We start from the raw sequence: 12159 nt of genomic DNA, 5'->3' as shown, positions 1-12159 counted from the left end.
ATCCTCCGCTCCGCGGCCCCTCGCGCACGAGTGGCGTGAACGCCTTCACTCGTCAAGATCCCGCCAGCCCTCCGGGGGCGCCGTGGTCGATCAGGGCCAGGTCCGCGGCCAGGGAGTCCAGCCAGGCCGTGGCCGTGAAGAAGACCGGCGACGCGGCGGTGAGCACGGGCACGGGTGGTGCGGGGCCGGGGTCCGCGGCACGGGCGGGGCCGTCGGGGGGAGGGGCGGGGGCGTGGCCGTCGAGCGGGTCGACGCGGCCTGCCGCCCGGCGCATGCCGGCCGCCACCCAGGCCCCGTACTGACTGACCACGGCTTGTTCGCGCGGCCCGGGCGGGGTGCCGCGGGGGCGCCGGGCGCCCCAGAGCACGTGGTGGCCGGTCATCATGGCGGCCTGCCAGTCCTGTCCCGGCCCGGGGTCGCGCTGGCGCTCGGCCTGGTACTGGGCGTACGCGCTCTCGGCCATGATCAGCGCGTGCTGCACCCGCTGGTCGGGCTCCGCCGAGCGGTCCCGCCCGAAGGAGGCCGTGGCCAGCTGGACGTCGTCGGCGCAGGCGCGCAGCAGCCCGGCCGCGGCGCGCCCGAGTTCGTCGTGGGCGCCGCGCGGCCAGGCCAGCAGACCGCACACCATTCCGATCACGCTGCCGACCAGCACGTCCAGGAAGCGGACCTCGGCCAGCTGCCACGTGACGGGCGCCAGCTGGGCGAAGGCCATGGCGATGACCAGGGTGAACATCGCCTGTGCCCAGCCCACTCCGCGCACCGGCCCGACGCAGAAGGCGAACAGCATCAGGGGTGGCAGCGCGAGCTCGTAGAGAACGCTCGCCTCCCCCGCCAGCACGAGGATCCCGCCCGCGGCGAGCGCGCCCGCGCAGGTGCCGATCAAGGCCAGCCGGACGGTGGCCCGGGTCAGTACGGCGGTGGTACGGGTGAGGCTGAGCACCGCGAGCATCGCCCAGAAGCCGTGCGGCAGGGACACCACCCCGGCGACCGTCCTCGCCACGGCGAGGGCCAGGGCGAGGCGGACGGCGTTCTGGAAGTACACGGACCGGGGTCCCGCGTGTCCGGCGAACCGGTGGAACCAGAGCCGGACCGGGCTCATCCGGGCGTACCAGAACCGGTCGGCCCACGCGCGCCCCGGTTCCGCCCCCGGTTCCGTCCCCGGTTCCAGCCCCTCCAGCCCCCGTGCCGGTTCCGCGTCCGCGGCCGCCGCGCGGCCCCGGACGGCGATCTCCGCGGCGCTCCGGAGCACCAGCGCGGCGTCCGCCACCTCCACGAGGGCGGCGTTGCGCACCCCCGACGCGTGGTCCGTCACGGGGGTCCGGGCGAGGGAGGTCCGCAGGCCCCGCAGGGTGGCCGAGCCGGTCTGGGGCCGGCGTCCCCGGCCGAGCAGGGCGGCGGTCCCGGTCGCCGACTCCCGTACGGCCCGTACGAGGTCCAGTCCGGCCGGCCCGGCCGGCCGCCCGGGAGCCGGCGGCGGCAGGGCCTGGAGGCGGCTCAGCAGGGTGCGGGCGGCCAGTCCGGTGTGGGCCAGCGCGCGTTCGCGCACGCCGGGGCCGGCGGGCCGCTCCGCCTCCGGGACGCGCGAGGGCCGCAGCCCCATGGCGATCTCCGCGGCGCGGGCGCGCTCCGCGTCGGGCAGGGTGTACGGCGGCTCCTCCCGGCGGGCGGCACACCGGGCGGCCTCCTCGGCGGCCCCGGCGGCCAGGTCCCGGTAGTGGGGGACGGACGGGTCGGGCAGGACGAACCTCTCGGCGAGGATGAGCAGCAGGATCCCGGCGAGGGTGCCGGCCAGCCGGTCGCCGAGGGTGTGCGGCGCGTACGGCGGGAAGCTGGGCAGGATGTAGAGCAGCTGGAGTCCCGGCGCGGCGCCCGCCTGGCGGGGTCCGGCCACCGCGCCGAAGGCCAGGCAGAAGCCGATGACGAGCATGCCGGCCACGGCGCTCCAGGTCCGTACGGCGAGAAGGGTTCCCAGGACCACCAGGACGCAGGCGGCGGGGAGCAGGCGGACGAGGAACGCGGACCGCTGGCGCCCGCTGCCCGGTATCTGCGACAGCACGGCCAGCGCGACGGCCGCGAAGAGCGCGTAGGTGGCGCTGACCGGCCGGTCCAGCCCGTACAGGAACCCGTAGAAGCCGGCGCAGGCGGCCAGGGTGACCCGAACGGCCCGCCGCGCGGCCGACGGCAGCGGGCCGGTGCCCGTCCGGAGTTCCACGAGGGCACGCACCCCTTCAGCGTCCCACCACCCGCCCCGGCGGCCACTCGGAGGGCGCGCGGACACCGCGCACCGGCGGTCGGCGGCCGTACGCGGACCTCGGCGGCGTTCGGGTCAGTTCGCCCGCGGGAGGGGCTTGAGCAGGGCGAAGACCGCGCCGCTCGGGTCCGCGAGCCATCCGATCCGGCCGACGTCGGGCACGTCCGCGCCGGGCATCAGGACCGTTCCGCCGCTGTTGCGCGCGGTGTCCACCACGGCGTCGACGTCCGCGACCGCGAAGTACGGCACCCAGCGCGTGTCGGTCTCCCCCTCCGTCAGGGGCGCCACCCCGCCGAAGGACCCGTCCTCCTGCTTCCCCTCGCCGATGCTGAGCACCTGGTACGTCATTCCGGGCATGTCCATGTCCCGCGAGCGCAGCCCGAAGAGCCCGCCGTAGAAGGCGACGGCGGCCGCCGGGTCCGGCACGTGGAGCTCCACCCAGCACAGGGTGTTGTCGGCGGACGTCAGTCCGAGGCCCGGGGTCCTGCCCGGCTTCCAGACGGCGAAGTCGGCGCCCTGCGGGTCGGTGTACTGCGCGAGCCAGCCCTCCCCCATGACGTCCATCGGCTCGACCCGGACGGCGCCGCCGCCGTCGCGCACGCCCTTCGTGGTCGCGTCCACGTCCTCGGACTGGAAGTACACGGTCCACGCGGAGGTGGCGCCCGGGTCCAGCTCTCCGACGGCCGCGACGGTCTTCCCGTCCACCTGGAAGAACCCGTACCCGCCCGTCTCGGGCCCGAGGAGGTGGAACTCCCAGCCGAACACGGCCCGGTAGAAGGCCGCGGCGCGCGGGATGTCGGGGCTGCCGAGGTCGATCCAGTTGGGCGAGCCGGTGCGGTAGTCGGTGCCGAGCATGCGTTCCTCCAGTGGTGGACTGCGGATGAGGGGTACCCACGCGGGGCTCCCTCCACCTGTACGAAGAGCCGGTACAGGGACGAGGATCCCCGCCGCGCCGCATCCACCCGTCCGACCGCGGCGGGGTTCACCCGTCCGGTCCTGACGCGGCCTTCGTCCGGCAGAACCGGGGCGGCACCGCGCCGCGGCGGCGGCCGGCGTCCGCGCCGCGACGTGTCCCCGTGACGGGACGTCACCGAGCCGGTCCGGCAGTGCCGGACGGCGGTCCGGAGGGTGCGCCGAATGACTAGTAGGAAACTTTCCTGTTTGCTAGCATCCCGGTTCGGCGGCCCGGCGCGGTGCCCTATCCCTCGGGGCATGACGCGCTCAGCGAGAGCTCTGACCCGGCCGCCGTGACCGGGCTTCCCCCTGCCCTCGCCGGCCGGGGCCGCCGGGTCACGTTCCCGTGCCAGCTCTCGTCACCCTCAAGCCAGGGAGTACAGGAATGCGCCTGAACACCCAAGCCCCACCCCCTCTGCACGCGTCGAAGCGAACGGTGGGCGTGGTCCTCGCCTCCGTGCTGCTGCTCGTCGGAGGTCTGCTCCTCGCCTATCCCGAGCGGGCCGGCGCCGCCGCCGACCCGGTCATCTCACGCGGCAAGGCCGCCACCGCCTCCTCGAGCGAGACCTCAGCGCTCGGCCCGCAGAACGCCTTCGACGGCAACGCGGCGACCCGCTGGGCGAGCGCCGAGGGCAAGGACCCGCAGTGGATCCGCGTCGATCTCGGCGCCGACGCCACCGTGTCCCGCGTGAAGCTCAGTTGGGAGGCCGCGTACGCCAAGGTGTACCGGGTCGAGATCTCCGCCGACGGCTCCACGTGGACGCGCCTCGCCAACGAGACCGCCGGGAACGGCGGCACCGACGACTGGACCGGCCTGTCCGGCAAGGGCCGTTACCTCCGCGTGTACGGCACCGCCCGTGGCACCGCCTACGGTTACTCGCTGCACGAGGTCGAGGTCTACGGCACCCCCGGCGGCGGGACTCCCCCGCAGACCGGCGCCTTCACCGTGGTGGCCGCCGGCGACATCGCCGCCCAGTGCACCGCCTCCGACAGCGGCTGCGCCCATCCCAAGACGGCCGCGCTGGCCCAGAGGATCAACCCGAAGTTCTACCTGACCATGGGTGACAACCAGTACGACGACGCCCGGATCTCCGACTACCGCGCCTACTACGACAAGAGCTGGGGTGCCTTCAAGGACAAGACGCACCCGATTCCCGGCAACCACGAGACGTACGACCCGGCCGGGTCCCTGGCGGGCTACAAGTCGTACTTCGGGGCGATCGCCTACCCCCAGGGCAAGAGCTACTACAGCTTCGACGAAGGCAACTGGCACTTCATCGCCCTCGACTCCAACTCCTTCGACCAGAAGGCCCAGATCGACTGGCTCAAGGCCGACCTCGCCGCCAACGGCAAGCAGTGCATCGCCGCCTACTGGCACCACCCGCTGTACTCCTCGGGCGGCCACGGCAACGACCCGGTCAGCAAGCCGGTCTGGAACATCCTCTACGGCGCCAAGGCCGATCTGGTGCTGAACGGGCACGACCACCACTACGAGCGGTTCGCCCCGCAGGACCCCAACGGCAAGGCCACGGCCGACGGGATCACCGAGATCGTCGGCGGCATGGGCGGCGCCGAGCCCTACGACATCGAGAACGTCCAGCCCAACAGCCAGAAGCGGATCAGCGGCCCCTACGGCGTGCTGAAGATGGACTTCACCGACTCGGGCTACAGCTGGACCTACGTCGACACCGACGGCAAGACCCAGGACACCAGCCCGAAGTACACCTGCCACTGATGTACTTGGCGACCACAGGCCGCCGGGACGCGTCGGTTCCGCCCCTCTCCACAGGGGCGGGCCGGCGCGTCCCCGGCACCGTCCTGGCACTCGGCACGGTCAGCCTCGTCACCGACGTCTCCTCCGAGATGGTCACCGCGGTGCTGCCGCTCTACCTCGTCCTCGGACTCGGTCTCTCCCCCCTCCAATTCGGCTTCCTGGACGGCCTGCTCAACGGCGCCGCCTCGATCGTGCGCCTGCTCGGCGGCCACTTCGCCGACCGCGGCGACCGGCACAAACGGATCGCGGGCATCGGCTACGCCCTCTCCGCCGGCTCCCGGCTCGGCCTGCTCCTCGCCGGGGGTGCCACCGGAGGCATCGCGGCCGCCCTGGCCGCCGACCGGATCGGCAAGGGCATCCGTACGGCTCCGCGCGACGCGCTGATCACCCTGAGCAGCCACCCCGACGAACTCGGCCGCTCCTTCGGCGTCCACCGGGCCATGGACACCACCGGCGCCCTGCTCGGCCCGCTGGCCGCCTTCGCCCTGCTCTGGGCGACCGCGGGGGCGTACGACGCGGTGTTCTTCGTCAGTTTCTGCATCGGCCTCCTCGGCGTCCTGCTCCTCGTGCTCTACGTTCCCGGGCGGCACCACGCGGCGCTGCCGGCACTGCCCCAACCGCCGGCCGTACGGGCGGTACCGGCACCGGTACCGGCACCGGCACCGGCCGCCTCGAACGCCCCGGGCCCGTCCCGCCGCGCGGGCAAGACCTTCGAGGCCCTGCGCGATCCCGTCTTCCGGCGGATCCTCGGGGCCGCCGCCCTGCTCGGCGCCGCCACCATCGGCGACGCCTTCGTCTACCTCCTGCTCCAGCGGCGCCTGGAGCTCGACGCCGGCTGGTTCCCGCTGCTGCCCCTCGGCGCGGCGGCGACCTACCTCCTGCTCGCCGTCCCCGCGGGGCGGATCGCGGACCGCGTCGGCCGCAGGCTGCCGTTCCTGTGCGGACACCTCGCGCTCCTCGGGGCCTACGTCGTCCTGCTCCTCCCGTCCGGCGGCCCGGCCGCCCCGCTCCTCCTCGTACCCGTCCTCGTGCTGCTGGGCATCTTCTACGCGACCACGGACGGGGTGCTGATGGCCCTGGCCGGACCCGTACTCCCCACCGAGGGACGGGCTCGCGGACTCGCCGTGCTCCAGACCGGCCAGGCGGTGGCCAGGCTGCTCGCCGCCGCGGGCTTCGGCGCCGCGTGGACGGCCTGGGGACCGGGCACCGCGCTCGGGACGGCGACGGCCGTCCTGCTCGCCGCGCTGGCGGGCGCCTGGGCGCTGCTCCCCCGCCCCTCCCGCTCCTTCCCCGCCCCCGCCGGGACACCCGGCGCCCCCACGTCCGAGAGGCGGACCCGATGACTGCCGAAACCCTCAGTCCACGTCCCGGCGCGAGCCCCGATCACAGCCCCGGGCCCGGGGGCCGGCCACCGCTCGGCCTGCGGTCCCGTCTCGCCGTCGTGGCCGCCGCCGTCGTGGTCCTCGCCGGCGGATCCATCGGGTACGCGGTGCACGCGGGCCACCGGTCGGAGCGCGGCAAGGGATCCGCCGACAGCTCCTTCGCCCTCGCCGGTCCCGCCCTCTACTTCCGGGACCAGGCCACGGGACGCGTCGCGCACCAACCGCCGCCCGCGGCCCCCGGCGACACCCCGGCCGCCGGCGCCCCCACCACCGGCGGCCCCGTCTGCGACCGCTTCCACGCGGGCGGGGACACCGCCCTGTGCCTGCGCGCCGAGCCGGGGGTGCTGCCGAAGACGTACGCGATCGTCCTCGACCGGCGGCTGGCCGAGGTGCGGCGGATCACCGTGCCCGGCGTACCGACCCGCGCCCGGGTATCGGCCTCCGGCCGGATGCTGGCCTGGACGGTCTTCGCCACCGGCGACTCGTACTCCACCACCGCCTTCTCCACCCGGACCGCCATCCTCGATCTGGACACCGGTTACCTCGTCAAATCCCTGGAGGAGATCCCGCTCACGATCGACGGCGCCCGCTACCACGCCCCCGACGTGAACTACTGGGGGGTGAGCTTCGCGCGCGACGACAACCGCTTCTACGCGACCGTCTCCAGCAAGGGGCACACGTACCTCGTCGAGGGGAACGTGAAGGACTGGTCGGCGAAGGCGCTGCGGGAGAACGTCGAATGCCCCTCGCTGTCCCCCGACAACACCCGGCTCGCCTTCAAGAAGAAGGTCTCCGACGACCCCGCCGCACCCTGGCGGCTGTACGTCCTCGACCTGGCGACCATGCGGGAGACGCCGCTCGCCGAGACGCGCAGCGTCGACGACCAGGCCTCGTGGACGGACGACAGCACGGTCGCCTACGCGCTGCCGGGCGCCGACGGCCGCGCGAGCGACGTCTGGACCGTCCCCGCGGACGGCACCGGCGCCCCCGGCCTGGCCGTCCCGGGCGGCTCGTCCCCGGTGGTGGTGCGCTGAGCCGGGTCCGGCGCGGGCGGCGGCGCCGGCCCGGCGCGGACCGGCCCGGCGCGCTCCGGCGCAGGCTCACGAGGGGTTCGAGGCGGGCCGGTAGCGCTCCAGGTTGGCGCGGACCCGGTCCAGGTAGGGCTGGATGTCCCGGAGTACGGCGTCCTGCCGTTGCACGATCCAGGTGGCGGTGCGGTAGGCGGCGGCGAGGTTGACGGCCGGATCTCCGGGAACCCCTTCGAGTTCGGGGGCGATGGCGCAGAGCATCCGGCCCATCGCCGCGATGGAGTCCTCGGGGGTGAACGGAGGTACCGGGACCGTGCTCTGCCGCTCGGGGGGCAGGTAGTAGCGCAGGACGCGGGGGGTCCAGCGGGCGATGCCGTACTCGTCCTTCTGCGGATCGCTGAGGGCCGGGTCGAAGCCGCTCTCCGCTTCGAGCATGGCCGCGATCAGGGCGGGGGTGACCTGGGGGACGTGGCACAGGGTTCCGGCCCGCACGATCAGGACGCGGTAGTCCCGCGGGATGTCGCCGTCGGCGCGTAACCACCCCGCGTCGTCCGGGAGCCGCGCGCTCGTCACGGACATCGCCGCGTCGCGCGACCGGTCCGTACGGGCGCCGGAGTCCGGCGCGGCGGAGTCTCCCGGCACCAGCGTCGCGAACGCGGCGACGGTGACGGTGCTGACGGCGGCCATGACGGCGCTGAGGCCGGTGGCCCACCACCGGCGGGCCGGTCCGCGCGACGTCGGGGACGGGCGGGGCGGCGGGGGCTCCGACGCCGAGGGGAGGACTTCCGCGGGCGGACGTGCGGGTGAGGGTGGCTGCGGCCCCGTCATGAGGATGTGGGTGCGGACGCGGCGCTGCTCCCAGGCGTCCGGGTCTCCGCCGCAGGCGCCGACGAAGGCGGCCAGCACCGCGGCTCCGGGGAGGCGGTGCCCCGCGGTCGCCGCGGCGAGCGTCGAGGCCGAATAGTGCGTACGGGTGGCGAGTTCGCGGTAGGGCGGACTGCCGGCCCGGCGCCGCAGGTCCCTCAGGTCACAGGCGAACCGGGCCAGGGGCCCGTGTCCGGGGTCGAGCGGCTGTTCCTGTCGTCCCATGCTCCCGTTCCTCTCTGTCCGTGCGTTGTCCGGGCGACCCGGGCCGTCGCTCCGTTTGTCCCGGGGAAGGCGCGTTGTCCGGTGATTGTCCGAGGACTGTTCGACGAGGTGGCGGACGCGAAAGCCCCGGCAGCAACATCAACACGAGGATCCAGCCCGGGTATCGGGCGGGACAACGGCGCTTTCGGCCCCGTACCCGCTTGTGGGGCAGTTCACATGGCCCGCGTCCGTGCCCGCGTGCGCGGGCGCGGCCACCGGATCCCGGCTCACCCCCTCACCACCTCACCGCCTCTGGAGGACCGATCGATGTCCACCCCTTCTCGTCCCGACCGCCCCGCCGTCACCCGCAGGACCGTGCTGATGGCGGGCGCGGGCGCCGCCGCCCTGGCCGTGGGCGCGGCCGGGCCCGCCGCCGCCGCGCCCCGTGCCCGTGCGGGGGCCGCCGCCCAGCAGGGAACGCCGCTGTGCGAGGTCCCCGGTGACTCGGCCAACGCACAGGGGCTGGGGTCGGGGGATCTCGCCATCCCCTACTACCGGGAGCACGACAACTCCTGGGGCTACGTCTTCGGCGACTCCTGGGCGGGACCGGGACTGAGCGGGAACTACCTCGGCTCCCCGGTCATGCTGAACCAGGCCGGCTTCGACGCCTCCGGCGCGACGCCGATCTCGTTCACCTGGGCGCAGCCCACCGGCGGCGCCGCCGGTCAACTGTTCGACTACCGGCACGAGCAGGACAACGGGCACGGCTGGGAGGTCAGCCGGATTCCGAACGACTGCATCGAGTTCGGCGGCCGCACCTACATCCAGTACACGTCCGTCGCCGTCTGGGGACCGCCCGCCGGATACGACGGCTCCCTGATGTCCGGCGTGGCCTACTCCGACGACCACGGCGTGACCTGGCACGACTACCCCTACCACTGGCCCGGTGACACCCAGGGCGTGAACCAGTCCATGTACGGGATGTGGTCGTTCGCCGGCATCGACCCCGACGGCTGGCTGTACGTCTTCTCGAAGCGCTGGAACGGCACCCACCGCAACACGGCCGACGGCGGTGCCATCCAGCTGTTCCGCATCCAGCCCCACGAGTTCCGCGCCGGCAACTTCGGCGCCCAGCAGAACTGGGCCTTCCTGGACAACCGCTGGCAGTGGACCACCTCGGCCGCGCCCTCGCCCATCCTGACGGGCAACAACATCGGCGAGTTCTCGGTGAAGCGCATCGGCGGCACGTACTGCATGAGCTACTTCGACGTGACCGACTACTCGATCTGCACGCGTACCGCGCCCCGGCCCGACGCCGCGTGGACCGCGCCCAAGCCGCAGATCGCCGGCAACAACACCTGGCCGCCGAGCCACTGGGGCAAGCCGCAACTCCCCTTCCTCTACGGCGGATACATCCACCCGGGCAGCGCGAGCGCGCACTCCCTGACCCTGATCGTGTCCCAGTGGAACGGACAGGTCGGCCAGTCGCCCTACCGGGTCCTCCAGTACGACGGCATCAACCCGTAGCCGCCGTCGCGGAGGCCGGGCGCCGTGCCGCCGCCCGTCCGGCCCCCCGCTCGCCCCGCTCGCCCCGCCGCACACCCCCACGAGTGACCCCTACGCAGAGGAGAAGGCGCATGAACAGCGCTGCCGCGCCCCGGACCCCACGGACGCGATTACGGATCACGGTCCTCCTGGCCGCCGTGGCCGTGGCCACCACCCTGACCGGCCCCGCGGCCCGGGCCGTCCAGAACCCACAGGACGTACCCGGTCCCCTGAACCACGCCGCGCCGGCCGACGCGTACTGCGCGATCCCCGCGGACCGGGACATCGCGGTGACCCGCAAGGTCTACGAGGTGGGCCAGCGGATGAACGTGTCCGACAAGGTCATGCTCGCCGGGTTCGAGACGGGCTGGGTCGAGTCCCGGATGAACAACCTGGACTGCGGGGACCGCGACTCGCTCGGGGTCTTCCAGCAGCGGCCCTCGCAGGGGTGGGGCTCGCCCGAGCAGATCCTCGACGTCGACTACGCGGCCGGAAAGTTCTTCGAGGTGGCCCTCCAGATGGAACCCGGCATGGAGGGGAGCAGCGCCGGGGCGCTCGCCCAGGCCGTCCAGCGCTCCGCCTACCCCGAGCGGTACGACCAGGCGGAGGGCACCGCCCGGGCGATGCGCGACGAGGCGTTCTGGCCGTACGGCACGATCGGCGCGAAGTACGACGCCCTGGGCGGGCCGGGCGGACCGCTCGGCGGACCGGTCCGCGCCGAGGAGCCGTCCTCCCTGGGCGGACGGTTCCAGTTGTTCCGCAACGGGATCGTCCTGTGGCATCCGGACGTGGCGTACGCGGTCTACGGGGACATCCTGCAGAAGTTCTGGGCCACGGACGCGGAACGCGCCTGGGGCTTCCCGGCCATGGACGAGGCCGACGCGGCGCAGGCTCCCGACGGGACCCGCGGGCGCTACCAGTTCTTCGAACGCGGACTGTTCCTCTGGTCCCCGCAGACCGGAACCCACATCGTCCACGGCGCGATCTACGACGCCTTCCACGCGGCCGGACACGAGAGCGCCCTCGGCTACCCCACCACCGACGAGTTCGACGAAGCCGGCGGCAGGGCCCAGAAGTTCCAGAAGTCCACCATCCACTGGAACCCCTCCAGGGGCACCTGGATCACCACCAACTGACGGGGAGAGACTCATGGGAACGCTGATCCTCCGGCGTGCGGCCGGGGCGGTGGCGCTGGTCGTGGCCGCCCTCACGCTCACCTTCGCCACGGCTCCGGCCGCGAGCGCCTCGGAGCCGGGCGGACCGATCGGACGGGGCGAGGCGACGGACCGCGCGTGGTCGTGGGTCGCCGAGCAGGTGCCGTACAGCTGGGACGGCTGCTACGAGAACCGGTTCGGCTGCTACCGCCCGGACTGCTCGGGCTTCGTCTCGATGGCCTGGCACCTCAACTCCTCCCTGACGACCTGGGACTTGTGGAACGTCACCTTCGACATCCCGGCGGGCGACCTGCAACCGGGTGACGCCCTGCTGCGCGACTCGGGCGGCACGGACCACGTGGCGCTGTTCGTGCGCTGGGCGGACGAGTCGCACACCCGGCCGGTGGTGCGCGAGGAGTACGACTTCGGGCACGTGGCCGAGGAGCGGGTCTGGGGCGACGGACTGCGGGGATTCGCCCCGCGCCGCTACAACGCCCTGGACGACCTGATGCCCTACGGCGCGATCGCGGAGAAGTACGACGCCCTGGGCGGGCCGGGCGGGCCGCTCGGCGAGCCGATCACGGGTGAGCGCGACTCCTCGCTCGGCGGACGCTTCCAGCAGTTCCGCAACGGGATCGTCCTGTGGCACCCGAACGCGGCGTACGCGGTCTACGGGGACATCCTGCAGAAGTTCTGGGCCACGGACGCGGAACGCGCCTGGGGCTTCCCGGTCATGGACGAGGGCGCCGGCTCGCCGGCACCCGACGGGACCCGCGGGCGCTACCAGTTCTTCGAACGCGGACTGTTCCTCTGGTCCCCGCAGACCGGAACCCACATCGTCCACGGCGCGATCTACGACGCCTTCCACGCGGCCGGACACGAGAGCGCCCTCGGCTACCCCACCACCGACGAGTTCGACGAAGCCGGCGGCAGGGCCCAGAAGTTCCAGAAGTCCACCATCCACTGGAACCCCTCCAGGGGCACCTGGATCACCGCCAATTGA

Annotated in this window: 9 protein-coding genes; 6 read left to right on the top strand and 3 right to left on the bottom strand. The window is 73.6% G+C overall.

Features of this window, described 5'->3' with window-relative positions; translation table 11 throughout:
- Nucleotides 1-52: 52 nt before the first annotated feature.
- Both ACWF9Z_RS01550 and ACWF9Z_RS01545 read right to left on the bottom strand, forming a co-directional pair.
- Complete coding sequence (locus ACWF9Z_RS01550) at nt 53-2224, bottom strand: FUSC family protein (RefSeq protein ID WP_453596284.1); 2172 nt, start codon at nt 2222-2224, stop codon at nt 53-55.
- Nucleotides 2225-2326: 102 nt separating this feature from the next.
- Nucleotides 2327-3106, bottom strand: a complete 780-nt coding sequence (locus ACWF9Z_RS01545) for a VOC family protein (RefSeq protein ID WP_453596283.1) — start codon at nt 3104-3106, stop codon at nt 2327-2329.
- A 484-nt stretch (nt 3107-3590) separates the two neighbouring features.
- Here ACWF9Z_RS01545 and ACWF9Z_RS01540 point away from each other — a divergent pair, with 484 nt between their 5' ends.
- The 3 genes from ACWF9Z_RS01540 to ACWF9Z_RS01530 are packed head-to-tail and all read left to right on the top strand — an operon-like array spanning nt 3591 to nt 7395.
- The gene (locus ACWF9Z_RS01540) at nt 3591-4940 is read left to right on the top strand and encodes a discoidin domain-containing protein (protein ID WP_453596281.1); all 1350 of its coding nucleotides are present in this window, start codon (nt 3591-3593) and stop codon (nt 4938-4940) included.
- Nucleotides 4940-6322 (top strand): MFS transporter, encoded by a 1383-nt coding sequence (locus tag ACWF9Z_RS01535; protein ID WP_453596279.1) that lies wholly within the window; start codon nt 4940-4942, stop codon nt 6320-6322. The genes ACWF9Z_RS01540 and ACWF9Z_RS01535 overlap by 1 nt, the downstream gene beginning before the upstream one ends.
- Entirely contained in the window at nt 6319-7395 is a 1077-nt protein-coding gene (locus ACWF9Z_RS01530) for a hypothetical protein (RefSeq protein ID WP_453596277.1), read from the top strand. Before ACWF9Z_RS01535 ends, ACWF9Z_RS01530 begins: the two co-directional genes overlap by 4 nt.
- Nucleotides 7396-7461: 66 nt before the next feature.
- Here ACWF9Z_RS01530 and ACWF9Z_RS01525 read toward each other — a convergent pair whose 3' ends face one another.
- Nucleotides 7462-8478 (bottom strand): helix-turn-helix domain-containing protein, encoded by a 1017-nt coding sequence (locus tag ACWF9Z_RS01525; RefSeq protein ID WP_453596275.1) that lies wholly within the window; start codon nt 8476-8478, stop codon nt 7462-7464.
- Nucleotides 8479-8784: 306 nt separating this feature from the next.
- Here ACWF9Z_RS01525 and ACWF9Z_RS01520 point away from each other — a divergent pair, with 306 nt between their 5' ends.
- The 3 genes from ACWF9Z_RS01520 to ACWF9Z_RS01510 all read left to right on the top strand — a co-directional run bounded on the left by ACWF9Z_RS01520 (nt 8785) and on the right by ACWF9Z_RS01510 (nt 12159).
- A complete protein-coding gene (locus ACWF9Z_RS01520; RefSeq protein ID WP_453596273.1) occupies nt 8785-9984 on the top strand; it encodes a DUF4185 domain-containing protein in 1200 nt (399 codons plus the stop codon).
- A gap of 110 nt (nt 9985-10094) precedes the next feature.
- Nucleotides 10095-11138, top strand: a complete 1044-nt coding sequence (locus ACWF9Z_RS01515; RefSeq protein ID WP_453596271.1) for an LGFP repeat-containing protein — start codon at nt 10095-10097, stop codon at nt 11136-11138.
- A 13-nt stretch (nt 11139-11151) separates the two neighbouring features.
- Complete coding sequence (locus ACWF9Z_RS01510) at nt 11152-12159, top strand: hypothetical protein (protein ID WP_453596269.1); 1008 nt, start codon at nt 11152-11154, stop codon at nt 12157-12159.

This window comes from Streptomyces sp. NPDC054961, assembly GCF_053609145.1.
Note: the sequence above shows the minus strand (reverse complement) of the source record. Positions and strands in the feature narration are given on the sequence as shown.

Coding starts and splice junctions, on each gene's coding strand:
- ACWF9Z_RS01535 (WP_453596279.1), top strand. CDS start 4,940: ATGTACTTGGCGACCACAGGCCGCCGGGACGCGTCGGTTCCGCCCCTC.
- ACWF9Z_RS01520 (WP_453596273.1), top strand. CDS start 8,785: ATGTCCACCCCTTCTCGTCCCGACCGCCCCGCCGTCACCCGCAGGACC.
- ACWF9Z_RS01545 (WP_453596283.1), bottom strand. CDS start 3,106: ATGCTCGGCACCGACTACCGCACCGGCTCGCCCAACTGGATCGACCTC.
- ACWF9Z_RS01510 (WP_453596269.1), top strand. CDS start 11,152: ATGGGAACGCTGATCCTCCGGCGTGCGGCCGGGGCGGTGGCGCTGGTC.
- ACWF9Z_RS01540 (WP_453596281.1), top strand. CDS start 3,591: ATGCGCCTGAACACCCAAGCCCCACCCCCTCTGCACGCGTCGAAGCGA.
- ACWF9Z_RS01515 (WP_453596271.1), top strand. CDS start 10,095: ATGAACAGCGCTGCCGCGCCCCGGACCCCACGGACGCGATTACGGATC.
- ACWF9Z_RS01530 (WP_453596277.1), top strand. CDS start 6,319: ATGACTGCCGAAACCCTCAGTCCACGTCCCGGCGCGAGCCCCGATCAC.
- ACWF9Z_RS01525 (WP_453596275.1), bottom strand. CDS start 8,478: ATGGGACGACAGGAACAGCCGCTCGACCCCGGACACGGGCCCCTGGCC.